Annotated in this window: 20 protein-coding genes, 1 tRNA gene and 1 riboswitch; of the genes, 12 read left to right on the forward strand and 9 right to left on the reverse strand. The window is 63.5% G+C overall.

Translation table 11 applies throughout. The annotated features are described in order from the left end of the window. Positions 1-122: 122 nt before the first annotated feature. The 7 genes from uppS to fabZ all read left to right on the forward strand — a co-directional run bounded on the left by uppS (position 123) and on the right by fabZ (position 7,537). Positions 123-815, forward strand: coding sequence for a polyprenyl diphosphate synthase (uppS, locus tag RMN73_RS00890; protein ID WP_309601452.1), 693 nt, complete (start codon positions 123-125; stop codon positions 813-815). Then, positions 812-1,447, forward strand: coding sequence for a phosphatidate cytidylyltransferase (locus RMN73_RS00895; protein WP_309601435.1), 636 nt, complete (start codon positions 812-814; stop codon positions 1,445-1,447). The genes uppS and RMN73_RS00895 overlap by 4 nt, the downstream gene beginning before the upstream one ends. Continuing rightward, positions 1,444-2,601 carry a 1-deoxy-D-xylulose-5-phosphate reductoisomerase gene (locus tag RMN73_RS00900; protein ID WP_309601436.1) on the forward strand — a complete coding sequence of 386 codons (1,158 nt, stop codon included), beginning with the start codon at positions 1,444-1,446 and terminating at the stop codon, positions 2,599-2,601. The genes RMN73_RS00895 and RMN73_RS00900 overlap by 4 nt, the downstream gene beginning before the upstream one ends. Next, a complete protein-coding gene (gene rseP / locus RMN73_RS00905; RefSeq protein WP_309601437.1) occupies positions 2,601-3,731 on the forward strand; it encodes an RIP metalloprotease RseP in 1,131 nt (376 codons plus the stop codon). The genes RMN73_RS00900 and rseP overlap by 1 nt, the downstream gene beginning before the upstream one ends. A gap of 126 nt (positions 3,732-3,857) precedes the next feature. Beyond that, positions 3,858-6,476, forward strand: coding sequence for an outer membrane protein assembly factor BamA (bamA, locus tag RMN73_RS00910; RefSeq protein WP_309601453.1), 2,619 nt, complete (start codon positions 3,858-3,860; stop codon positions 6,474-6,476). Next, a complete protein-coding gene (locus tag RMN73_RS00915) occupies positions 6,476-7,048 on the forward strand; it encodes an OmpH family outer membrane protein (protein WP_309601438.1) in 573 nt (190 codons plus the stop codon). Before bamA ends, RMN73_RS00915 begins: the two co-directional genes overlap by 1 nt. A gap of 69 nt (positions 7,049-7,117) precedes the next feature. After that, the gene (gene fabZ / locus RMN73_RS00920; RefSeq protein ID WP_309601454.1) at positions 7,118-7,537 is read left to right on the forward strand and encodes a 3-hydroxyacyl-ACP dehydratase FabZ; all 420 of its coding nucleotides are present in this window, start codon (positions 7,118-7,120) and stop codon (positions 7,535-7,537) included. Here the strand turns inward: fabZ and RMN73_RS00925 are convergent. The 4 genes from RMN73_RS00925 to RMN73_RS00940 are packed head-to-tail and all read right to left on the reverse strand — an operon-like array spanning position 7,506 to position 11,752. Beyond that, positions 7,506-8,234: an ABC transporter ATP-binding protein gene (locus RMN73_RS00925; protein ID WP_309601439.1), complete on the reverse strand. Its 729-nt coding sequence runs from the start codon at positions 8,232-8,234 to the stop codon at positions 7,506-7,508. The two genes, fabZ and RMN73_RS00925, sit on opposite strands and share 32 nt — an antisense overlap. Further along, positions 8,231-9,190, reverse strand: a complete 960-nt coding sequence (locus RMN73_RS00930; RefSeq protein WP_309601440.1) for an iron ABC transporter permease — start codon at positions 9,188-9,190, stop codon at positions 8,231-8,233. The genes RMN73_RS00925 and RMN73_RS00930 overlap by 4 nt, the downstream gene beginning before the upstream one ends. Then, complete coding sequence (locus tag RMN73_RS00935; RefSeq protein ID WP_309601441.1) at positions 9,187-9,885, reverse strand: hypothetical protein; 699 nt, start codon at positions 9,883-9,885, stop codon at positions 9,187-9,189. Before RMN73_RS00935 ends, RMN73_RS00930 begins: the two co-directional genes overlap by 4 nt. Before the next feature lie 19 nt (positions 9,886-9,904). Then, positions 9,905-11,752 (reverse strand): TonB-dependent receptor domain-containing protein, encoded by a 1,848-nt coding sequence (locus RMN73_RS00940; RefSeq protein WP_309601442.1) that lies wholly within the window; start codon positions 11,750-11,752, stop codon positions 9,905-9,907. A gap of 82 nt (positions 11,753-11,834) precedes the next feature. Next, a riboswitch (cobalamin riboswitch) is annotated at positions 11,835-11,964 on the reverse strand. Positions 11,965-12,056: 92 nt separating this feature from the next. Between RMN73_RS00940 and rpmE the strand changes: the two genes are divergently transcribed. Then, positions 12,057-12,287 carry a 50S ribosomal protein L31 gene (gene rpmE / locus RMN73_RS00945; protein WP_309601443.1) on the forward strand — a complete coding sequence of 77 codons (231 nt, stop codon included), beginning with the start codon at positions 12,057-12,059 and terminating at the stop codon, positions 12,285-12,287. Positions 12,288-12,309: 22 nt separating this feature from the next. Further along, positions 12,310-12,846: a GNAT family N-acetyltransferase gene (locus RMN73_RS00950; RefSeq protein ID WP_309601444.1), complete on the forward strand. Its 537-nt coding sequence runs from the start codon at positions 12,310-12,312 to the stop codon at positions 12,844-12,846. On the opposite strand, the gene RMN73_RS00955 is transcribed toward RMN73_RS00950, so the two are convergent. From RMN73_RS00955 to RMN73_RS00965, 3 genes are read right to left on the reverse strand one after another with little or no spacing between them, the layout of a single operon-like run. Further along, positions 12,847-14,763 carry a DUF2207 domain-containing protein gene (locus RMN73_RS00955; protein ID WP_309601445.1) on the reverse strand — a complete coding sequence of 639 codons (1,917 nt, stop codon included), beginning with the start codon at positions 14,761-14,763 and terminating at the stop codon, positions 12,847-12,849. Next, positions 14,760-15,326: a LemA family protein gene (locus RMN73_RS00960; protein ID WP_309601446.1), complete on the reverse strand. Its 567-nt coding sequence runs from the start codon at positions 15,324-15,326 to the stop codon at positions 14,760-14,762. The genes RMN73_RS00955 and RMN73_RS00960 overlap by 4 nt, the downstream gene beginning before the upstream one ends. Before the next feature lie 45 nt (positions 15,327-15,371). Further along, the gene (locus tag RMN73_RS00965) at positions 15,372-16,547 is read right to left on the reverse strand and encodes an acyl-CoA dehydrogenase (RefSeq protein ID WP_405051504.1); all 1,176 of its coding nucleotides are present in this window, start codon (positions 16,545-16,547) and stop codon (positions 15,372-15,374) included. Between the two features lie 149 nt (positions 16,548-16,696). Between RMN73_RS00965 and chrA the strand changes: the two genes are divergently transcribed. After that, entirely contained in the window at positions 16,697-17,878 is a 1,182-nt protein-coding gene (gene chrA / locus RMN73_RS00970) for a chromate efflux transporter (RefSeq protein ID WP_309601448.1), read from the forward strand. A 4-nt stretch (positions 17,879-17,882) separates the two neighbouring features. On the opposite strand, the gene RMN73_RS00975 is transcribed toward chrA, so the two are convergent. Then, on the reverse strand, positions 17,883-19,979 hold the full coding sequence (locus RMN73_RS00975; RefSeq protein WP_309601449.1) for a TonB-dependent receptor domain-containing protein: 2,097 nt from the start codon (positions 19,977-19,979) through the stop codon (positions 17,883-17,885). 90 nt (positions 19,980-20,069) lie between these two features. Further along, positions 20,070-20,159, reverse strand: a tRNA-Ser gene (locus RMN73_RS00980). Positions 20,160-20,320: 161 nt separating this feature from the next. Here RMN73_RS00980 and RMN73_RS00985 point away from each other — a divergent pair. Together RMN73_RS00985 and RMN73_RS00990 are read left to right on the forward strand one after the other, a co-directional pair. After that, complete coding sequence (locus RMN73_RS00985) at positions 20,321-21,397, forward strand: lytic murein transglycosylase (protein ID WP_309601450.1); 1,077 nt, start codon at positions 20,321-20,323, stop codon at positions 21,395-21,397. Between the two features lie 60 nt (positions 21,398-21,457). Continuing rightward, on the forward strand, positions 21,458-21,830 hold a 373-nt coding region (locus tag RMN73_RS00990), incomplete at its 3' end, for a serine hydrolase (protein WP_309601451.1).

A 21,830-nucleotide genomic window follows, 5' to 3' on the forward strand; every position in this document is an offset into this window, starting at 1 on the left:
GCCGCCGCCGAAGCCAAGGAAAAGGAAATCCTCGGCAAGTGACGTCAACCTCGCGTCCGTTCGTCCCGAGCGAAGTCGAGGGACTGGTTTCTGGTTCACCCGACACGGATGGGGAAGGGGCGATGCCCCGCCACATTGCAATCATCATGGACGGCAATGGGCGGTGGGCGGCGAAGCGGGGCTTGCCGCGCGCTGCTGGGCACCGGGCGGGGGCTGAGGCGGTTCGAGACACACTCCGAGCAGCATCTGACGCCGGGGTAGACGTGCTTACGTTATATGCTTTTTCTTCGGAAAATTGGCGGCGTTCCGACGCCGAAGTCAGCGATCTCAAGGGCTTGCTCGGTTTCTACGTCGAAAAAGAGCTGCAGACGCTCGAACGCGAGAATGTCAGGCTCCAATTGATCGGCGACCCCGCGGCGTTCGGCCCGCAGCTCGAGCAGCGCTTGCTCGACGCGGTCGAGCGCACCGCGGGCAACACCAAGCTGACCCTTGTGGTCGCGCTAAATTATGGCTCGCGCGGCGAGATTGCGGCTGCAGCCCGCCGCCTGGCCGAGCAGGTCGCTGCCGGAAGCCGCGACCCGGCGACCATCGACGAGGCGGCGCTCGATCGCGAGATGCAGACTGCGGGCCTGCCGCCGCTCGACTTGCTGATCCGCACCTCGGGCGAGGTGCGCCTGTCGAACTTCCTGCTGTGGCAGGCGGCCTATGCCGAGTTGATCTTTGTCGACACGTTGTGGCCCGATTTCGACGAGCGCGCGTTCGCGGCGACGCTCGACATCTTCGCGTCGCGCCAACGCCGATTCGGTGGCCGATGAATAATCTCGCGGTTCGGAGCGTATCGGGGATCGCTATGGCCGCGGTCGCGCTCTGCGCAGCATTTCTCGGCGGCTATGCCTTTGCCGTGCTCGCCGCGCTGGCAGCGGGGATGATGTTCGTCGAATGGCGGCGGCTGACGGCGGGCTGGGGCCTTGGCTGGATGATCGGCGGCTTTTTCTATGCGCTGGTTCCGGCACTGGCCTTATTATTACTTCGCGACCGCGCACCGCAGGGGCTCGAACTGCTCTACTGGGTGTTCATCGTCACCTGGACGACCGATATCGGCGCTTATGTCGCGGGCCGGGCGATCGGCGGGCCCAAACTGGCGCCGACGATCAGCCCCAACAAGACCATCGCCGGGCTGGTTGGCGGGATGGTCAGCGCCAGCCTCGCCAGTTGGGCGTGGGTGCAATATGTCATGCTGCCCCTGCCGTTGCTGTGGCTCGCGCCATTGTTTGCGGCGGCGGCGCAGGGCGGCGACCTGTTCGAAAGCTGGCTGAAACGCCGCGCCGGGGTCAAGGATAGCGGCACCATCCTGCCCGGCCACGGCGGCGTGCTAGACCGGCTCGACGGGCTGGTGGTGGTGGCGACGCTGACCGCTTTGTGCCTGTTGGCGGGGGTGCTGCAATGAGACGCATTTCGATCCTCGGCGCGACCGGCTCGGTCGGCACGTCGACCCTCGATCTGGTCGAGCGTCACCCCGACCGGTTCGAAGTCGTGGCCCTCACTGCCGCCACCAACGCCATCGCGCTGGCCGATGCCGCCCGCCGCACCGGCGCGAAACTGGCGGTCATCGTGGATGAGACCAAACTACCCGAATTGCGCGATGCACTTGCCGGCACCGACTGCCGCGCCGCCACCGGGCATGATGCCCTTCTGGAAGCGGCCGCCGGAGACGCCGAATGGGTGATGGCGGCGATCGTCGGCTGCGCGGGGCTCGAACCCGTCATGGCTGCGGTCGAAGCCGGGCGAACGATCGCGCTGGCGAACAAGGAAGCACTGGTTACGGCGGGGTCGCTGATGATCGACGCTGCCAAGCGAACCGGCGCGACGGTCCTGCCGGTGGACAGCGAGCATAACGCTATTTTCCAATGTCTTGCTGGAAACAGCCACGATGGTGTCGCAAAGCTGATCCTGACCGCGAGCGGCGGCCCGTTCCGAACCTGGAGCAAGGCCGACATGGACGTTGCCCGGCCTGAACAGGCGCTCAAGCATCCCAATTGGTCGATGGGTGCCAAAATCTCGATCGACAGTGCGACGATGATGAATAAGGGCCTCGAACTGATCGAGGCGCATCATTTGTTCGGCCTTCCGTCGGATCGGATCGACATCCTCGTTCATCCGCAATCGGTAATCCATTCGATGGTCGAATATGTCGACGGCTCGACCATCGCCCAGCTTGGATCGCCCGACATGCGGATCCCGATCGCGCATTGCCTCGCCTGGCCCGAGCGGATCGAGACCCGGGCCGAGACGCTCGACCTGATCAAGATCGCCAATCTGTCATTCGAAGCCCCTGATGAGGTACGTTTTCCCTCCCTGCGGCTGGCGCGCGCTGCGCTGGAAAGCGGGAAGGGGGAGGCGATTGTCCTCAATGCCGCCAACGAAATAGCGGTTGCCGCTTTCCTCGATCGCAAGATCGCGTTTGGCGACATCGCGCGAATCGTCGAACAAGCGATCAATCAGGCCGAGTCCCCCGCGCCGCAATCGATCGCCGACGTCATCGCCATCGACCAGGCGGTCCGCCGGCAAGTCGGCCTAGTCATGCCGATGGTCTCCGCCTGATGCTGGCGCAGCCGCCCGTCTGGTTGGTCGCCATCGCCTTCCTCGCGGCGCTCGGTCCGTTGATCGTCGGCCATGAACTTGGCCATTATTGGGTGGCGCGGTGGTTCGGGGTCGGGGCCGAGGCTTTCTCGATCGGCTTTGGTAAGGAAGTCGCCGGCTGGACCGACAAGCGCGGCACGCGCTGGAAAATCGGGCTGCTCCCGCTCGGCGGCTATGTGAAGTTCATTGGCGACGACGATCCGACCAGCACTACCAAGGCCAGCGACGACATCGCGCCGGCATTGCGCGGCCAGAGCTTTCACCTCCGTCCGGCGTGGCAGCGCTTCTTGATCGTGCTGGCGGGCCCGGCGACCAACTTCATCATCGCCATCCTGATCTTCGCGGCTTTTTTCGCGTTGGTCGGCATGCCGCGTACCGCGACCATTGTGAGCGACGTTCGCCCCGGCAGTTCCGCGCAAATTGCCGGGATCAAGGCGGGCGACCGCATCACCACCATGGCCGGTCGAACCATCAACAGCTTTGAGGAATTGGCCGATTTCGTGGCTCTCCGCCCGGCGGAGAAGGTCGCCATCCAAATCGATCGCGGCGGCCAGTCAATGGCGTTTTCCGCCACCTTCGATACGGTCGAGCAAGCGGATCGCTTTGGCAATCAATTCCGCATCGGCCAGTTGGGCGTACTTGGAAGCAAACGTGTCGCGGTCGATGTACCCCCGCTGCAGCTGATCCCGGAGGCGGTCGTCGCCACCGTCAAGACGACGCGCTCGATGGCCGACGGCCTGTGGCAGATCGTCAGCGGCCGCCGATCGATCAAGGATTTGGGTGGACCGCTGCGCATGGCGCAAATCGCCGGCCAGCAGGCATCGCTCGGCACGTACGAGTTCATTTCGCTGATCGCGATCTTCTCGATTAATCTGGGATTCATCAACCTGTTGCCAATCCCGATGCTCGATGGCGGACATCTGGTGCTCTACTCGATCGAGGCGATCCGGCGCAGGCCGGCCAGCGAGCGAGTGGTTGAATGGGCGTTCCGCGGCGGGCTCGCTTTCCTGCTTGCCTTGTTGTTGGTCGCAACCTTCAACGATCTCGGCTTTTTCGGGCTGTGGGATGGTGTTGGACGCTTGATTGGTTAGCCTAGCTGGGGCAGGGCCATTCGGAACTAAGACCGGCGGCGCGCACCATGCGCTCGCTTATTCAGTAAAAGGCGGGGACGCGTGATTTCAAGCAACACCAAGTCGATCGGCACGCGCACTGGAGCGATGCTCATGGTGGGGACGATCCTCGGCGGTTTCACTGCGCCGGCCTTCGCACAGGACAGCGCCGTACCGGTGCCGGCAGCACAACAGGCGCCGGTCCAGGTCAACCGCCCGCCAGTCACCGGCTCGATCCGCTCGATCTCGGTACGCGGCGCCGAGCGGCTCGAGCCAGCAACGGTCATTTCCTATTCCAACCTGTCACCCGGCCAGGAATATAGCGCCGAGACGCTCGATACGGCGCTCAAGGATCTCTACGCGACCGAATTGTTCGCTGACGTGGTGATCACCGGCGCGGAAACCGGCGCTCTGGTGCTTGAAGTCAAGGAAAATCCGGTCATCAACCGCATCCTCCTTGAAGGCAATAAGCGGATCAAGGATGACAAGATCCAGCCCGAGATTCGTCTGGCACCGCGCCAGATTTTTACCCGCTCCAAGGTTCGTTCCGACGTCGACCGGATTGTCGAACTGTACAAGCGCAGTGGCCGCTTTGCCGCGACGGTCGAACCGAAGATCGTCCAGCTCGACCAGAATCGCGTCGACCTCGTATTCGAGATCGTCGAAGGCCCGACCTCTAAGGTTCGCGCGATCAACATCATTGGCAACGACCAATATGGCGACGGCCGGTTGCGCAAGGAAATGTTTACCAAGGAAGCCGGCGGTGTGCTCGGCTTCTTCAAGACCAACGACAGCTATGATCCCGATCGTCTTGCCGCCGATCAGCAGAAACTTCGCGCTTTCTATCTGACCGAAGGTTATGCCGATTTCCGCGTTGTCTCAGCGCTTGCCGAACTGACCCCCGATCGCCGCGACTTCGTCATCACCTACGTGGTAGAGGAAGGCCCGCGTTACAAATTCGGGACCGTTGAAGCCGAAAGCAATTTGCGCGATCTCAATGCCACGACCGTGAATAGTTACATCAGGATCAAGCCTGGCGATTGGTTCAACGCCAAGTCGGTCGAAGACGTTGTCACCGGCCTCAGCGAAATAGCCGGGGCGCAGGGTTATGCTTTCGCCGACATCAACCCAGCCTATGATCGCGACGCCGAAAAGAAGCTGATGAACATCCGCTTCCGGATCAATGAATCGCCCCGCGTCTATGTCGAGCGGATCGACATCAACGGCAACACGATCACCCTCGACAAGGTCATTCGCCGTGAGTTTCGGGTCAACGAAGGCGACGCCTTCAACGCGATCAAGATCAAGCGCTCGCAGGATCGGATCCAGTCGCTCGGTTTCTTCCAGGAGAAACTGGAGGTCAAGCAGACCCAGGGTTCGACCCCGGATCGGGTCATTCTCGGCGTCGATGTCGAGGAAAAATCGACTGGCGAGCTTCAACTTTCGGCCGGCTATTCAAGCCTCGAGAAGTTCATCGTCTCGGCCAACATCGCCCAGCGCAATTTCCTCGGTAAGGGCCAGGTGGTCAACCTCGGAGTCAACTGGTCGCGCTATTCGCGCTCGGCCCAGGTCGGTTTCGTTGAGCCCTATCTGTTCGACAAAAATATCCTGTTCGGCGCGGATTTGTTTCGCAGGGATTATAACAGCTTCAGCAACACCGGCAGCCGGCGCAACACGACCTATTCGCAAGCCAGCACCGGCGGCGCGCTGCGGCTCGGTTTCCCGATCACCGAATTCATCAGCCTCGGCACCCGTTACCAGCTGGAACAATCCAAGCTGACGCTCGACGAGGGGACGTTCTTTACCGACCCCGACGGCGCTGGTCCGCTCGGGTCAAGCTGCGACCCGCTCCGGGCAGGACGCTATTTGTGCGATCAGCTCGGAACGACGATCAGCTCGACGGTCGGTTATTCGTTAATCTACGATAATCGCAACGGCATCCGCGCGACGCGTGGCCAGCGCGTCGTCCTCAGCCAGGATTTCGCTGGTCTTGGCGGTGACGTTCGCTACGCCCGCACCCGCATCGACGGCACCAAATATTTCAGCTTGCCAAAGGATTTTCTGCTCTCGGTCCATGCCGAGGCGGGATACATTCATGCGTTGCAGAGCGATCCGGGGCCGGGCCGCGACGCGATCCGCATCAACGACCGCTTCTTCGGTGCGCAATTGCGCGGGTTCGACATTCGCGGGATTGGCCCGCGGGTTCAGCGCGTGCTGTACGATACGCCGACCACGCTTGCCACAACGGGTGATCCGATCACCGACGCTATCGGCGGGCGGGCCTATTACATGGGCCGGATCGAACTTGAAGTTCCGGTCAGCGCCAACATTCGCGCGCTCGGTCTTCGCCCGTCGGCATTCATCGATGTCGGCTCGGTGTTCGGGCTCAAGGCGCCTAGACTGGCCAACGAACCCGGCAATTGCATCGGCCCCGACGACGGCGATCCGCTGACGCCACGGCCCGTCCAAATTTTGACTCCGGGCCAAAATTGCAGCCTCGGCACCGACGGATTGCCGAGCACCGCCGATGATTTCCTCTATCAGGCCAATAGCGGCTTCCGGGAATTCTTCCTCGGCAATTCGCCCAGCCCGCGCCTGTCGATTGGTGTTGGCGTCAACTGGAACTCGCCCTTCGGTCCGCTGCGGATCGATATCGCCAAGGCTCTGCTCAAGCAGAAGGGCGACGAAATCAAACTCTTCTCGTTCAACGTAGGAACCCAATTCTGATGCGCAAAATTCTCCTTGCTACCGCGGTTGCGGCCGCTGCCTTCGTCCTTCCCGCTGGGGCCTCGGCGGCTCCGTCGGTGTTGACCGTCGATCTCGACCGGGTGCTTAGCGAATGCACTGCGTGCCGCTCAGCCTCGGCATCGATCCAGAGCCAGGTTCAGGCCGGCCAGGCCCGCGCGCAGGCGCTCGAAGCCCAGCTCAAGCCCGAAGCGACGGCGCTCGATGCCGCGGCGCGTGCGCTCAATGGCAAGGACGCCGATGCCGCCCTCAAAAAGCGCGCCAATGACTTCCAGGCGCGCCAGCAAGCGGCGCAAACCGAGCTCGCCAACAAGCAGCGCGCCATCGAATCGACTCAGGCCAATGTGCAGCAGCAGATTGCCAGTAAGGTCGTCGTGGTCGCCGAGCAGGTCCGGGTCCGCCGTCAGGCCGATATCGTAATTGGCAAGAATGCGACCCTCGCCAGCAATCCGGCCAACGATGTTACCGCCGAAGTGCTGGCCGCGCTCAACGCGGCGCTTCCGTCGGTCAGCGTCACCCCGCTGCCGCAGCAGAACCGCCCGACCGGCCGCTAATTAGGCCCGCGCGTGAGCGATACGCCTCAGGATAGCGCCTCCCTTGGCCCGCTGGATGTGCGGCGGGTGATGGAGGCGCTTCCCCATCGTTACCCGATGTTGCTGGTCGACCGGGTCGAGCGGCTGGAACGCGACGTGTCGATCACCGCGATCAAGGCGGTGACGATCAACGAGCCATTCTTTCAGGGCCATTTTCCCGGTCGCCCGATCATGCCCGGCGTGCTGATCGTCGAGGCATTGGCGCAGGCCGCGGGCGTGCTCGCGGTTGAATCGCTCGGCCTCGCCGGATCGGGAAAGCTGGTTTATTTCATGGCCATCGACGGGGCCAAGTTCCGGCTGCCCGTGGAGCCTGGCTGCCTGCTCACGCTCGACGTCGAATTCGTCCAGAAGCGCGCCTCGGTGTGTAAATTCGCTGGCCGGGCGACCGTCAACGGCAAGCTCGCCGCCGAAGCCAATTTCACCGCAATGATTGCCGATCCACCGGCCTGATCGCCCATCCGGCACCGTCGGGCTCAATCCGGAACGCCGCGCCGAAGGCATCGCTCGCCAACACGTCCGCCGGCGTACCATCGCCGACCACGACACCGCCGGTCACCAGCAGCACCCGGTCGAAGCGCTTGATCAACCCTAGATCGTGAACCGACACCATCGCGCTGCGTGATTTATCCGCAATTTCCGCGCGCAACAGCTCGATCGTCCGAAGCACCCAATAAGGATCGAGGTTCGACAGCGGCTCGTCGAGCAACAGTAACCGTGCCTTGCCCGCCAGCGCCCGCGCCAGCATCGCCCGCGCGCGCTCGCCGGTCGACAGTCGGTCGATGGGCCGCATTGTGAGCGGTGCAAGCTCCAGTGCAGTGACGAGATGGTCGAGTCGCGCTGGATCGGGCGTGCCCAAGCCAAGCTGGATGAAGTCGACCACGCGGATCGGCCACGGCGTCTCGCGGCTGGCGGGCATGAACGCCACCAACCGTCGCCGCCCGGCCTCCGCCACCGAATCGAGATCATGTCCGTCAATGAAGACGGCACCGCCAGCATCCTCGGTCCGCGCCATCGCCCGCAGCAGGCTCGTCTTGCCCCCGCCATTGGGTCCGATCACCGCCACTAAGTGACCCGGCTCGACCGAGAGGTCGGTAGGGGACAGCCGCCCCATGATCGCGATCTCTTGGCTGACGGCGAGTGACGTCATGACGCCATCCTGCCACGCATCGACAGCAGGATCGCGATGAAGATCGGAGTGCCAATCAACGTCGTCAGCACGCCGACGGGAATGGCATGATCAAGATTCACATTGCGGGTCGCGAGATCGGCCAGCATCAGCAGCAGCGCGCCAATCAGCCCCGCCGGCGCAATCGCCCGCCCTGGATGACCGCGCACCATCCGCCGGGCCATCACCGGCGCGATTAGCCCGACGAACCCGATCGCCCCGCATACCGACACGCACGCGCCGACTGCAATCGCGCTCAGGCCGACAATTTCGTTTCCGATCCGCCGCGGGCGATGCCCGAGCGAGGCGAGCACGTCATCGCCAAGCGCCATCAGGTCGAGCGCCCGCGATCGGCGCAGGAGAAGGCCGCAAGCGATTGCCGCCGGGATCAGCGCGGCCGCAGCCTGTCCCAAGCTTCGATCGGTAAAGCTGCCCATAAGCCATTCGAAACTATCGTAGAATGCGAACGGGGAAGGGGCCAGGGCAAGTAACAGACTGGTCGCCGCGCCGGCTGCCAAGGACACCGCCAAACCGGCGAGCAGCAACCGCACCTTGTCGCTCCGCCGCCCCGCCAGCGCCACCAGCAACGCCAGTGCCAATCCCGCGCCCAAGGCGCCGCACAGCGCCAGCAGCAACGGACTTGCAATCCCTAGCCAATACGACCCCAGCACCGCGCCCATCGCTGCGCCGCTGCTGCTGCCGGTGATATCGGGCGAGGCGAGGGGGTTGGCGAACAATGCCTGCAGCGCCGCGCCGCTGATCCCCAGCGTCGCGCCATAGCCCAAGGCAAGCAGGGTCCTCGGCAATCGAAGCTCGACCAGCAAGGCCTGACCAAGCGCCGGATCGATCCGCCACGCCTCGGCCAACGACCTGAATGGGCTGAGCAGATGGAACGCCGCCACCGCCACCAGCAACAGCAAGGCGAGGGCTAATCTCACCGCGGCACGCGCCGCAGCCGCTCGACCTCATCGAGCATCAGTGGCCCGGCGCAGGTCCATGCGCGCCCGTCGGTCGTCACCGTCCGCGCCTCAAGCCGCTTGACGATCGGATGATCGAACCACCGCACCCCTTGCGACATCTGCCCGCGCCGATAATCCGACCGCACCAGCACCGCCGGCGGCCGCACCAGCAGGGTCTCAAGATCGGCCCTACCGCCCGCCAGTCGCCGCTGCTTCAAACCGGCGAGCGCCAGCCATTCCGCTCCCGGCGATCCTGGCGACAGACTGGTCCCGCCGCCGGACACCCAAATCGTGTCTTTCAATGCTGAAGGAACGCCTCGCATTGCCTTCAGCCGCGCCACCCACGCATCTGCCCGGCGTCCGTCACCAAACGCTACGGCAACCGCGCGCATATTCGCGGCGACATCGTCAATCGACGCGGCATAAGGCAGTCCGATCACCTTGATTCCCAGTCGTGCCGCAATCGCCCCCGTCGACCGCCCACCGCCGCCCATTGTCAGCAGCAGGGAGGGTCGCTGGCCGATCACCTGCTCGATCGCCCCGCGATTGGCCGGATACGACCGCGCCTGGCGCCACAAGGGCGATTCCGCCGGATCCTGCGCCAGTCGCGACACGCTTGCGATCTCGCCCGGCCGCGCGAGCAGCAGCAGATATTCATCGGAGCACAGGTTCAATGACGCAACGTGCAGAGCGCTAGCGACCAAGAGCGAGACGAACCCCGGCATAGCCGCTCCTTCCTTCGGTGCGATAGCTAACCACGTCCTGATAACGCTCGTTCAAGGCATTGGCGACGCGCGCGAACACTTCCACGCCCGGACGCACCGCATAGCCGACCCGCGCGCCGGCCAGCCAGTATGCCGACAGGCTGACCTTCTGGAACACATCAAAGTCAATATCATCGCGCTTGCCGACATAGGCCACCGACGCGCCGTAGCGCAATTTGCCGCGCACCCCGTCGATCGTCACCGACCCGCTATGTTTTGGCCGCCGAACCTCGCGCACTTGCCCGGTTCCAACTACTGGCTCGCTCGCGTCGAGATAAGCGTAGGCTGCGGCAATCCGCAGGGCTGGGCTGGCCGACCAGCTCGCTTCCGCCTCGACCCCCTGGCGCTTGCTCTTGCCGCCGGCATTGGCTGCCGAACTCAGAAATGTGCCGAAGTCGAACGTCCCCACGATCTCGTCGCGAAGCCGCTGGCGATAAGCAGTCACTGACCCAGCGAACGCACCTTGTCGGTACCGCGCCGAAAGCTCGAACCCTCGTGAGGTTTCGGTCTTAAGCGACGGATTACCAATAAAACTTCCGGGAAAAAACCCATACAAATCGAAGAAAGTAGGTTGCGCAATTCCCTCGCCATAGCTGGCTGCAAAGCTGAGCGCGGGCGTTACATGCACCAGCAGCGACGCCCGCGCCGTCGTCGCATCCTTGAAGCGATTGAAGATATCGCGCCGCAGCGCGACATCCGCCACCACGCGTTTCGCGATCGTCGCGCGCCATTCGCCGGTCAGCGCATGATGTTGGCGGCGGCGCGACTGGTCCGTGAACCCGCCAAAGCCGATGTCGCTCGCGGTGAAACGCTCTTTTTCCGCACTAGCTGCGACAATCAGCAAGTGTTCGACCGTGCCCGTCGCAAAACCGCGGCTGATCTGCGCATCGACCGCCATCCGCCGACCTTTGGTCCGGTTGATCTCGTCATCGCCAAGCAAGTTGATGTTGCGCGACCCCAGGATCGATCCAGACAGGCTTGCCTGCCACGGGTCACCTTCCTCGCCGTAAGTCGCGCCAATCCGCCCCGCCGCAATTCTGTTTTTCGTCCGATCGAACGTATCGGCCCGCAGGAAGGTCAACGGGTCGAACCCGTCATAGTCGCTCCGCCCTCCGAGGTAGAATCCCGATGCGGTCAGCTTGAGTTTCGCTACCGGCGTCCACCGTGCCACCCCGCGTAGTGCATCGCTGACGAAGCCGTCGCGGTCGCCGTCACCGTCGAAACTGTCGATCCCGTCGGCCTCGCTATGTCCGTAGGCCAGTCCCACGCCGAGTTGATCGCTTCCATAGGACGCTGAGCCCGTCGCGCGGCGGAAGCCATAGCTTCCGGCTTCGATTGCTCCGCTCGCCCCGGTCGATGCAGCATTTGACCCGTCAACCGAAATAACCCCGCCGATCGCTTCCGACCCCCACAAGGCCGACTGCGGCCCGCGTACCTGCTCGATCCGGCTGGCGATATCGGCGTTGAGCAACTCGAACCGCGGTTCATTGCCCGCTGCCGGATCATTGGCGCGAATTCCGTCGATGAACAGCAAGGTATGATTGGCCTCAGCGCCGCGGATACGGACCTGGGTGAATGACCCCGCCGGCCCGCTGATCGCAACCGCGGTCGACGGCAGCAGGCGGAGATAAGCGGTGATCGACGGCTCGCCAAGCCGTTCGAGCAATTGATCATCGACGATGCTCGCGCTTGCCGCGCTATCCTCGATCTTCTCGGGCAGGCGCGATGCAGTGATGACGATGGCAGGCTGGTTGGCGGGCAGGGGTACATAATCCATATCGATTCCTTTCCATGACAGTCGTCACGGAGGAATCCGGCCACATGGCCGCCCCACGCCCCACCACTGACCCCGGCAGCAGGAACGGACGACGGTTCGAGACAAGTATCTGACTCGCCGACCCTGACGGGCTGGCTCACAGTTGCGGGCACAGCGCCGGATTTCCACCGGCTTCCTTGGGCCCCGAACCCGTCGCGGGGCTAGGATGCAGCGCTTCACCTTGTCAAGGCGGATGGGCTGGGGTAGGGGGCCGCGACGTATCTCAGGGCTGGTCGGAAACCAGTCCGCACCCAAGGAATTCCTGATGAAAGCCGATACCCATCCCGATTATCACCTGGTCACCGTCAAGATGACCGATGGTTCGTCGTACCAGACCCGCACCACGTGGGGCAAAGAAGGCGACACGCTCAGCCTCGAGATCGATCCGACCTCGCACCCGGCATGGACCGGCGGGCGTGGTCACATGCTCGACACCGGCGGCCAGGTCGCACGCTTCAAAAAGCGGTTCGGCGGCCTGACCCTGGGCAAGAAATAAGCCCCTCGGAAAGAAATAAGGCGTGATCCGCTCGGCTCCGCGACTGGAGACCGAGCGTCTCATCCTCCGCGATTTCACCCGCGACGATCTCGATGCACTAGCGGCAACGCTCAGCGATGTTGAGGTCGTGCGGCACCTGACCGGCGAGCCGATCAGCCGCGAGGATAGTCTGCGCCGCTTGTTCATGGCCGTTGGGCAATGGCCGCTGACCGGCATGGGCATGTGGGCCGTCGAGCAAAAGAGCGACGGTCGCATGGTCGGCCACGTCGGCTTCTTCGACATGGAACGCGACATCATCCCGAGCATCACGGGTCTGCCCGAAATGGGGTGGATTTTCGACACGGCGGTTCACGGACAGGGGATTGCGCATGAGGCGTGCTTGGCCGCGCTAGCCTGGCTCGACGCGACACATGGGCCGATCGACGTTCCGGCAATCATCAGCGCGGAAAATGTCGCGTCGCTCAAGCTCGCCAAAAAGCTCGGCTTCCTCCGCGAACCCGACGGCGTCTACAAGGGTGAGCCGATCGCCATGGTGCGGCGTCCGGCACCGCTGGCTTAATCACCAGCCGCCACCGCCACCGCCACCGCCGCCGCCTCCCGACGAACCGCCGCCACCCGATCCGCTCGACGATCCCGGCGCGGTCGATGCCGAAGATACCGCACTCGACAGCGAATCGCCGATCGACCCGACAAATCCGCCGGTGTCGCTCCACGGGTCGGACGATCCCGAATACCAGGCGAATGCCGCGCTCGACCCCTGCGCTGCCGACGCGGCGGCGAGCATCGACGTGAAGCGGTCGGCCCAGCGATTCTCCACCTCCAGCGCGATGGCGTAAGGCAGGAAGCGCTCGAACAATTGAAGGTCATCCTCCGGTGCCTGCATCCGGTCGAGCCGGTCGCGTTCGGTGATCGACAGATATTGCTTGAACCCCGCGATCCGGTCGAGCATCGCCCGCCCGTCCTTGGTCGGCGCATCGATCCACGCAAATGCGCTGAGCGCCACCGGAATACCAATCAGCGAAAGGACAATCGGCAGCCACCGCCCGGCAGCGAGCGCCATCGGGATCGCAGGCAGGCTCCCTGCGGCGGCAATCGCGCCGACCAGGATCAGCAAGGCGTGGGCGCACCGGCCGGCCCATTTGCGCATTGGCGGAAGCCCGATCCAGACCAGAATCACGCCCACCAGCGCCAGTGGCGACAGGATCATCCACCTCGATCCCGTAACCCCGTCAACCCATAAGCAGATGATCGCCGTCAGCAATGTCCCCAGCACCGCCACGCCAACAGCGGCGAAAGCCCAGCCAAGGTTGCGGTTGAACGCCACACCTTCGAAGCGCTTGTCATACGTGTCCGACAAACCCTTGATTACCGATGCGAAAGTTTCGTGGTTGGCATTATCCATCGCGACGGTCTCGCCCGGCCCGACCAGCATCTCGATCGCCACGAGTTCGGGCACCTCGAGCGGTTGCGCAGCGGGTGCTTCAAGCGGTCGTTCGATGCTTCGCTCGGTCTTGCCGAAGAAGCCGCGAGCCTCCTCGACCAACCGCACATGGCCCTTGACCGCCGCATCGACCAACGCCGCCGCAAAGCCGCGATTGTCGAACTTCTGTTTGGTCAAATAGCGCATTGCCGACGGGGTCAGCGCGTCGGGCGGCGAGAAGATCGGCACCACCGTGCCCGCGCGCGGATCGCGCCCGGCGCGGGCCCAGGCACCATAGAGGAAGGCGATCAGCCCGCCGAGGCCAAGTAACGCCACTAGCGGAGGTGCCCAGTCAGCCAGCCACCAGCCAAGACGGGTGTTCGCCGACGGTTCGTCGACCACGCCCTTGGGGAAGGCCGCCGCGACCGTCAGCCCTTCGCCCGGATCGAGCGGGGCCGTGGTTTCAACCGACAATTGCCCCGCGCGCTCGTCCGATATCTGGGCGGCAGTGCCTTTCTCGCCTTGTCGACCAGTATAGATCGAGCGCTGCCCGAACTTCGCGGCGGACGGCAAGGTGATCCTTACCGACGCATGATCGATCGCGAAGGGCCAACCATTGCCGGTGACGTTCCAATACAGTTCGTCAAGATCCTTGAACCGACCGAGTTGGCGGGTCGCGGCGTAATGAAGGGTGTAGACATGCTCGCCGACCGGCACGATGCGGTCGGCATCGCCAATCTTGACCCGCACCCCGTTGCTCCGGCTTTCGGTGGCATTGGGCTCGCTCACCCCGTCAAGCGTCGTGCCGAGCAAATTGAAGCCAACCTTGACCCTTTTCCCGCGCGGCCCGTCATAGCGCAGCGGGAAATCGCGAAAGATGCCATGGTTGATCGCGACATTGTCGACCTGAACACGAATCGTCTCGGTAACGTCGAGCGAACCGTCCTTGGTGATCGCGATCTCGCTGTGAAAATCGCGGATCCGCTCCTCGGCCGAGGCTGCGGTGCTGATGATCGCGAGGATCAAGGCGGCAAGCAGCGCCCGCATCACGGTCATGCTGCGGGGGTGAAGTCGATCTTCGGCGTGGTCTGGATCGCGGGGTCCTCGTCCTTATAATATTCCTCCTGGGCAATCCCGAGCGGCCCGGCGAAGAGCATGTCGGGGAAGCTCTGGGCCCGGGTGTTGAGGTCGCGCGCGGTGGCGTTGTAATAGCGCCTCGCTGACTGAAGCTCGGTCTCGATCGCGCTGATTTCGCTCTGCAATTGCTGGAAGTTCGCGCTTGCCTTCAATTCCGGATACGCCTCGGCAACCGCGAACAAGCGCCCGATAAGCCCCGTCATCTGCGCATCGGCCGCCGCCGTCGCTGCGACCCCGCCACCGCCAGCCATGGAAGCGCGCGCGGCGGTAATCGCCTCGAACGTCGATTTCTCATGGCTCGCATAGCCCTTGACCGTCTCGACCAGATTGGGGAGCAAATCGGCGCGGCGGCGAAGCTGGACCGTGATCCCGCTAAACGCCTCCTTGACCAGCGCCCGAAGCCGCACCAGCCGGTTGTAAGTCGCCACGCCGAACAGGCCGACGAGGACGATAATCGCAATGATGATCAGCAAGGTTAACATGTCATTCCCCCCAATATCGAGGGAGCATAGCCGCCCGCCGCGCGCCTAGAAAGCGGGAATCCCGGTGATCGCCCGCCCCAGGATCAGCGCATGGACATCATGCGTGCCCTCATAGGTGTTGACCGTCTCGAGGTTCGCGGCGTGGCTCATCACCTGATATTCCGCCGAAATGCCATTCCCGCCGTGCATGTCGCGCGCCACGCGAGCGATATCGAGCGCCTTGCCGCAATTGTTGCGCTTGAGCAGGCTGATCGCCTCGGGGATCAGCTGACCCGCCTCAAGCCGCCGCCCAACCCGCAATGCCGCTTGCAGCCCGAGCGAAATTTCGGTCACCATGTTGGCCAGCTTGAGTTGCACCAATTGCGTCGCCGCCAATGGTCGGCCGAATTGCTTGCGATCCAGCGTATAACTGCGCGCCGCCGCGAAACAGGCTTCGGCCGCGCCCATCGTGCCCCAGCCAATGCCATAACGCGCGCGATTGAGGCAACCGAACGGCCCCTTCAGTCCCTCGACGTTGGGCAGCAGAGCATCCTCGCCGACTTCGACCTCGTCCATCACGATTTCGCCGGTGATCGACGCGCGCAGCGATAATTTCTCGCCAATCTTGGGCGCGGTTAGCCCCTTCATGCCCTTTTCGAGCACGAAGCCGCGGATCGCATCACCATGCGCCTCACTCTTGGCCCACACCACGAATACGTCGGCGATCGGCGAATTGGTGATCCACATTTTGGCGCCAGAAATGGTGTAGCCGGTCGCGGTCTTCTTCGCCCGGGTGCGCATTCCGCCGGGGTCGGAGCCGGCGTCAGGTTCGGTCAGCCCGAAGCAGCCGACCAGCTCGCCCTTGGCCAGGCCGGGGAGGTACTTCATCCTCTGCTCTTCGGACCCGTAGGCAAAGATCGGATACATTACGAGGCTCGACTGGACCGACATTGCCGAGCGGTAACCGCTATCGACCCGCTCGACCGCGCGCGCGATCAATCCGTAAGACACATAGCCAAGCCCTGCGCCGCCATATTCTTCCGGAATGGTTGCGCCGATCAGTCCGAGTGCGCCCATTTCGCGCAATATCTCGCGATCGAAATCTTCGTTGAGATAGGCCTTGGTTACCCGCGGCTGGAGCTTGTCCTGAGCATAGCCTTCGGCCGTATCACGGACCATCCGCTCGGCATCGTCGAGCTGGTCGTCGATGCCCAGGGCATCCTCCCAATCGAACGGCTGGATAACGGGCTCGCCCACAAACATTCTCCGTCAAAACATGAGATCGAAAATCGCGCGTGCATTAGCGGGGTCGGGAAGGGGACGCCACCCCTGCACAACCTAATGTCAGTTGGCCTCGCCTGCCGCCGTCGAACTGGCTATTCCTCGCGACGATGCCCGCCGATGATCAACCCCCGACCCTTACCCGATTGTTCTGGCGGTTCCTTCGCTTCGGCTTGCTGGCGTGGGGCGGGCCGGTGGCCCAAATTGCGATGATCCGCCGCGCGCTGGTCGATGACGAACACTGGCTCGGCCCGGCGCGGTTCAACCGCCTGCTCGCCGTCTATCAGGTGATGCCCGGCCCCGAAGCACATGAACTTTGCGTCCACCTCGGGATGATGAAGCGCGGACGGGTCGGCGGCTTGCTTGCCGGTATTGGCTTCATGCTGCCAGGATTTCTGCTGATGCTGGTGCTGGCCTGGACCTATCGTCGACTGGATCTCGACCAGCCGCTCTATGCCGCGCTGCTGCTGGGGGTTCAGGTCGGCGTGATCGCACTGATCGTCCGCGCCATTCACCGCATCGGCGAACATGTGCTGGTCGATCGCTGGCTGTGGGCGATTGCGCTGGCCAGCTTCGTGGCGACCCTCGCGGGTGTCGGCTTTTGGCTCATCCTTCCGGCGGCAGGGCTGGTGGCCGGCCTGGCCAAGGCGCGCCAGCTTCCAGCGGCGGCGGTGATCCTCGCCGCCACAATGATCGCCGTCCTGACCCATCGACCCGACATCGCAGCCCCCGCAGCAGCGGCAGGCGGTCCCAGCGGCACGGTGGGCCTTGTCCTGCTGTTTGTTGCAGGACTCAAGGCCGGCCTGCTGACCTTCGGCGGGGCCTATGCTGCCATCCCGTTCGTGCGCGACGACGCGGTCGGGCGTGGCTGGGTCAGTGACGGCCAGTTTCTCGACGGGCTCGCTTTGTCGGGCCTTATCCCGGCGCCGCTGATTATCTTCGCCACCTTCGTCGGTTTCCTCGCCGGCGGCCTCGGCGGGGCGCTGGCAATTACGGCCGGGGTATTTCTTCCCGCCTTCGCCTTCACCTTATTATTCTTCGACCGGCTGGAACGAGTGGTCGATGACCAGCGCCTCCATCGCTTGCTCGAAGGCGTTGCCGCGGGGGTCGTCGGGATGATCGCCGCAACCGTCGTCGATCTTGGTCGGGCCGTCGCCCAAAGTGTGCCCTCCTATCCGCCCGCCGCCGCAATCCTTGGCGGTTCACTGCTCATTCTCTACGTATGGCGCTCGAACCGCGCCATTGTCGCCGTGATATTGCTGTCGGCGCTTGCCGGGTCACTCGCTTTTTGAGCGATCAGGAAGGAGCAGGCGCCGCCGCCGCCTTGCTCGCGCCACCGAAGCTGCGTTTCAGCGATAGCGTCAAGGCGAGGTGCGAATTGCGCTCGCGTGCTTCGTACAATGACGGCCCGGGAAAGGATCGGTTGGGGAAGGTGAATTCCCGGCTGCGAAGCCCCGCCGTATTGAACAGATTATTGACCTGGAAGGTCGCCGTGGTGCGGGCGCTCGGGCGATATTCGACGAACGCATTGCCGAATATTCCGCCGTTATAGGGCGTGTCGACTTCGTTCGACCTGAAGAAGGAGAAACGCGCTCGATCCGAAACGTCGATGCCGTAGGCGAACTTGCCGATGTCGCGGCGGAATTCGGCGCTCCACTGCCATTCGGGGTAGAAACCGGTGAAGTTGCGGGTCTCGCCCGAAATCGGGTCGTCGACCCGCGTCCGCTGCAGCTGCCCGTTGAACTTCAGCCGCCCGCCCTTGATCCCGAACCGGTCGAGCGGGGCGTCGATCGCGAGTGCCACGAAGCCACGCGTACCGGTGCCGATATTGCCCGGCGCGTCAAACCCGTCCTCGGTCAATATCCGGTCCTGAAGCATGTCGATCCGGTCATAGCCGGCGTCGAGCTTGATCAGCCCGGTCTTGAATAATGGATGATCAACGCTCGCCCGCACTTCCCACGCCCGCTGGGGAAGGAGGTTGGCATTGCCGCCATTGACCCGGTCGTTGCTCAGCTCCGCCGCACTGATGAAATCGAAGAAGTCGAGCTGAGCAACGGTCCGGCTGACGGTCAGTTGCGAATGCCATCCGCCGGCCGGTTTCCAGTCGAGCGTCAGGCTAGGTTTGAGGAATCTGAGCGACCGGTCGGCCTGCGTATCGCCGCGCACTTTCAGCGCCGAAAGCTCATAATTGAGACCGCCGTCGAGCCGCAGCGTCTTCGACAATTGGTGTCCGGCCTTCGCGTAGATTTCGCCGCGCCGCTCGCTGACCGTGGCATTGTCGATCGGCAGGTCGATGCGGTCCTTCGCCCCGTCCGGGCCAAGGATGAAGAGGTCGTTGCGAAACTCGAGCGAGTTGTACGCGACCTCCGCGCCGGTCTCGACCGAGACGCCCGCCAGGTTGGCGCGGGTCCAGTTGAGCCGCGCCACCGTCTCATTGCGTTGCGAGGTCGATCCTTGCTGGAAGCCGCCGATAATCGCGCCATCGTCGCGCACCTCGACGACATCGAAATTGTCACTCTTTCGGCGATTGGCGAGCGCGACCAATTTGATCGCGCCGCCAGCCAGTGGCCGACTGATGTCGCCACCAATCTCGAACCCCGGCGATCGCGCGGTCTGGTACAAGCGGTCGTTGCGGGCCGGTCCGTCGGCTGGATAGACCAGATTGACCTGATCGAAATCTTCGTCGAACCGCTGGAACCGCGCATTGAGGTGGAGCGCCTTGTCGGGCGCCTGCTCAAGCGCATAAGCCGCCGACACGAATGGGCCACGCGGCCGGTAATGATTTTCCTTGCGCCGCTTCTCGAACAATTCGCCGGTCACCGGATCGGTTATCCGGTCGGTGCCTTCGTCGGTGAAGATGTTATTCTCGGTTCCGGCGGACAGGCTCAGGCTCGATTTGCCGCGCTTGATCAAGGCCGATGCATTGAGGTTGGGGACGATCTGGCCGGTCCAGCGCCGGGTCAGGCTTGCCGTCACCGTCCCGTCGATGCCCGATTCGGCAGACAGGATGACGTTCAGCACCTGGCTCTTGCCCGAATATTCGGAGCCGTAGAGATCACCCGAGCCTAGTTCGACTCGAACAACGCGGCTCGCCGGGATCCGCTCGAGGATGGTAAACAAGGATTCGGACTTGGACGATGGTCGCGCGCCATTGAACACGACATTGCCTGCCGCACCATTGAACCCGCGTAGGCCATTGTTGCCGCCGTCGATTTGAAATCCCGGCACGCGTTGGGCGATGTCGAGTGCATTGCGCGGGGCGAACGGAGCGAAGAAAGCAGCGTCATACGTGGTCGCGCGCGCCGGGGCCGTGGCTTGGGCGGCGAGAGGCCTGGCCAGCGCCAATGCCACGCATCCAACCGGTAGAAACAACTGCCGCCGAACCATCATCATTCCCCGTATTATTCGCACAATACAGCTACAGCGATGGAGGGTTGGTTGCCACTGCGCGTCGACCAATCGACCAACGGATCGACGGGCGGGTGGCGGAGAGAGTGGGATTCGAACCCACGGTGAGCTTGCACCCACGGCGGTTTTCAAGACCGCTGCCTTAAACCACTCGGCCATCTCTCCTGTCGGCGCTCATAGCCATCAACATGGCGCTGCAAAAGAGCCCATCTGCCAAGCCGGGGTTCATCTTTGCCCGTTACCAATGCTAGGCGAAGCCAAACAGCAAGGGCCAGTTTTCAGTGTATTCGACGCGCCATGCCATAAGTTCGTTCATCCTTGCGATCATGTTCGCCCAGCCGGCGTCGGGACAAGGGAGCGACCCGCTCGCGCCATTGCCGCCGCCGGTTACCGTTCACCGCCAGATTCAGCCCGTCCTGCCGCCGACGCCAACCTATTTGCTCGCCTCGACCAGCCCGTTCGAAACTTACAAACAGCGTCTGTCTTATGTCGCCCGCATCGCCGGAGTGCGTGAGGCGACGATTGCCGCGGTCATCCCCGGCCTGACTCTCAATTCCCGCGTGATCCAGCTCGACCGCGGCCAGCCGGGCAATATCGGCAATCCCAATTCCACCCCGCCGTTCGAGCCCTATCGCCGCGCCCATGTCACGCCCGACCTGATCCGTCGCGGCGCCGCGCGATACGCGACCCATTATCCGCAACTGGTCGCGATCGAAGCCCGCACCGGCGTCGCCGCGTCGGTGCTGATTGCGATCTATGGCCACGAAACTAGTTACGGCGCGGTCACCGGCAGCTTCGACATCGTCAGCTCGCTCGCCACGCTTGCTTATGAAGGTCGCCGCCGCCCGTTGTTCGAAGGTGAATTTGTCGCCGCGCTTAAATTGCTCGACCAGGGCATCCCACGCTGGCGCCTCAAGGGCAGCTGGGCCGGCGCCACTGGCTATCCGCAATTCATGCCCAGCGCGGTGCTTCGCCTGCGCGCTGATGGCGATGGCGACGGCCGCGCCGACATCTGGTCGAACGAGCTAGACGGCCTGTCGTCGATCGCCAATTTCCTCCGCGATGCCGGATGGAAAGCCAATACGCCGTGGGGGATCCCGGTGCGCGTCTCGACCGGCTTTGATCGCGCCGCCGTGCGCAATATCGCCACCTCAATCGATTGCCCGCGGGTCCACGCACGCCACAGCCGCCCGCTGACCATGCGCGAATGGCGACAGCGCGGGATCATTCCGGTCAATCGCGCGCTGCGGGATGAGGAAATCGCCTATTTCCTCGAGCCCGACGGAGTCTACGGCACGGCCTATCTGCTCACTGGCAATTACAAATCGATCCTCAAATATAATTGCTCCAATTTCTATGCCTTGTCGGTCGGTATCCTCGCCGATCGCATCATTGGCCGCTGACAAGGCAGGACGGGGGGGATAGAGGTTGCTCAAGCCCTGTCACCCGGAGTTCCCGTTTCCATGATCCGTCCCATCCTGTTGTCGACCGTTTCCCTCGCGTTGATCGCCAGCGCTGCCCCAGCCGCCGCGCCGCCGTTCGAAACCGGCGCCAAAGTCGCCTTCCTGATGGATCTCAGTTCAGGCGCGGTGCTGCTCGACAAGAATGCCGACATGCGCATGCCGCCGGCATCGATGGCCAAGATGATGACCACCAACGTCGCCTTCGAACTGATCGACAAGGGCGAGCTTGCGCTGACCAAAAAATGCCCGGTGCGCACCGAGACATGGCAGAAATGGCATGGTCCGGCCGCCGGATCGACGATGTTCCTTGGCGTCGGCGAGCAACCGACGGTCGAGGATCTGCTCCACGGCATCGTTACGTTGTCGGGCAATG

Source organism: Sphingomonas sp. (assembly GCF_031372575.1).
Lineage (GTDB): Bacteria > Pseudomonadota > Alphaproteobacteria > Sphingomonadales > Sphingomonadaceae > Sphingomicrobium.

Excerpts from the sequence above, each read along its gene's own strand:
- RMN73_RS00925 (WP_309601439.1), bottom strand. The coding sequence starts at position 8,234 with ATGACGTCACTCGCCGTCAGCCAAGAGATCGCGATCATGGGGCGGCTG.
- RMN73_RS00915 (WP_309601438.1), top strand. The coding sequence starts at position 6,476 with ATGCGCAAAATTCTCCTTGCTACCGCGGTTGCGGCCGCTGCCTTCGTC.
- rpmE (WP_309601443.1), top strand. The coding sequence starts at position 12,057 with ATGAAAGCCGATACCCATCCCGATTATCACCTGGTCACCGTCAAGATG.
- uppS (WP_309601452.1), top strand. The coding sequence starts at position 123 with ATGCCCCGCCACATTGCAATCATCATGGACGGCAATGGGCGGTGGGCG.
- bamA (WP_309601453.1), top strand. The coding sequence starts at position 3,858 with ATGCTCATGGTGGGGACGATCCTCGGCGGTTTCACTGCGCCGGCCTTC.
- rseP (WP_309601437.1), top strand. The coding sequence starts at position 2,601 with ATGCTGGCGCAGCCGCCCGTCTGGTTGGTCGCCATCGCCTTCCTCGCG.
- RMN73_RS00985 (WP_309601450.1), top strand. The coding sequence starts at position 20,321 with ATGTTCGCCCAGCCGGCGTCGGGACAAGGGAGCGACCCGCTCGCGCCA.
- RMN73_RS00960 (WP_309601446.1), bottom strand. The coding sequence starts at position 15,326 with ATGTTAACCTTGCTGATCATCATTGCGATTATCGTCCTCGTCGGCCTG.
- RMN73_RS00975 (WP_309601449.1), bottom strand. The coding sequence starts at position 19,979 with ATGATGATGGTTCGGCGGCAGTTGTTTCTACCGGTTGGATGCGTGGCA.
- chrA (WP_309601448.1), top strand. The coding sequence starts at position 16,697 with ATGCCCGCCGATGATCAACCCCCGACCCTTACCCGATTGTTCTGGCGG.
- RMN73_RS00900 (WP_309601436.1), top strand. The coding sequence starts at position 1,444 with ATGAGACGCATTTCGATCCTCGGCGCGACCGGCTCGGTCGGCACGTCG.
- RMN73_RS00895 (WP_309601435.1), top strand. The coding sequence starts at position 812 with ATGAATAATCTCGCGGTTCGGAGCGTATCGGGGATCGCTATGGCCGCG.
- fabZ (WP_309601454.1), top strand. The coding sequence starts at position 7,118 with ATGGAGGCGCTTCCCCATCGTTACCCGATGTTGCTGGTCGACCGGGTC.
- RMN73_RS00955 (WP_309601445.1), bottom strand. The coding sequence starts at position 14,763 with ATGACCGTGATGCGGGCGCTGCTTGCCGCCTTGATCCTCGCGATCATC.
- RMN73_RS00940 (WP_309601442.1), bottom strand. The coding sequence starts at position 11,752 with ATGGATTATGTACCCCTGCCCGCCAACCAGCCTGCCATCGTCATCACT.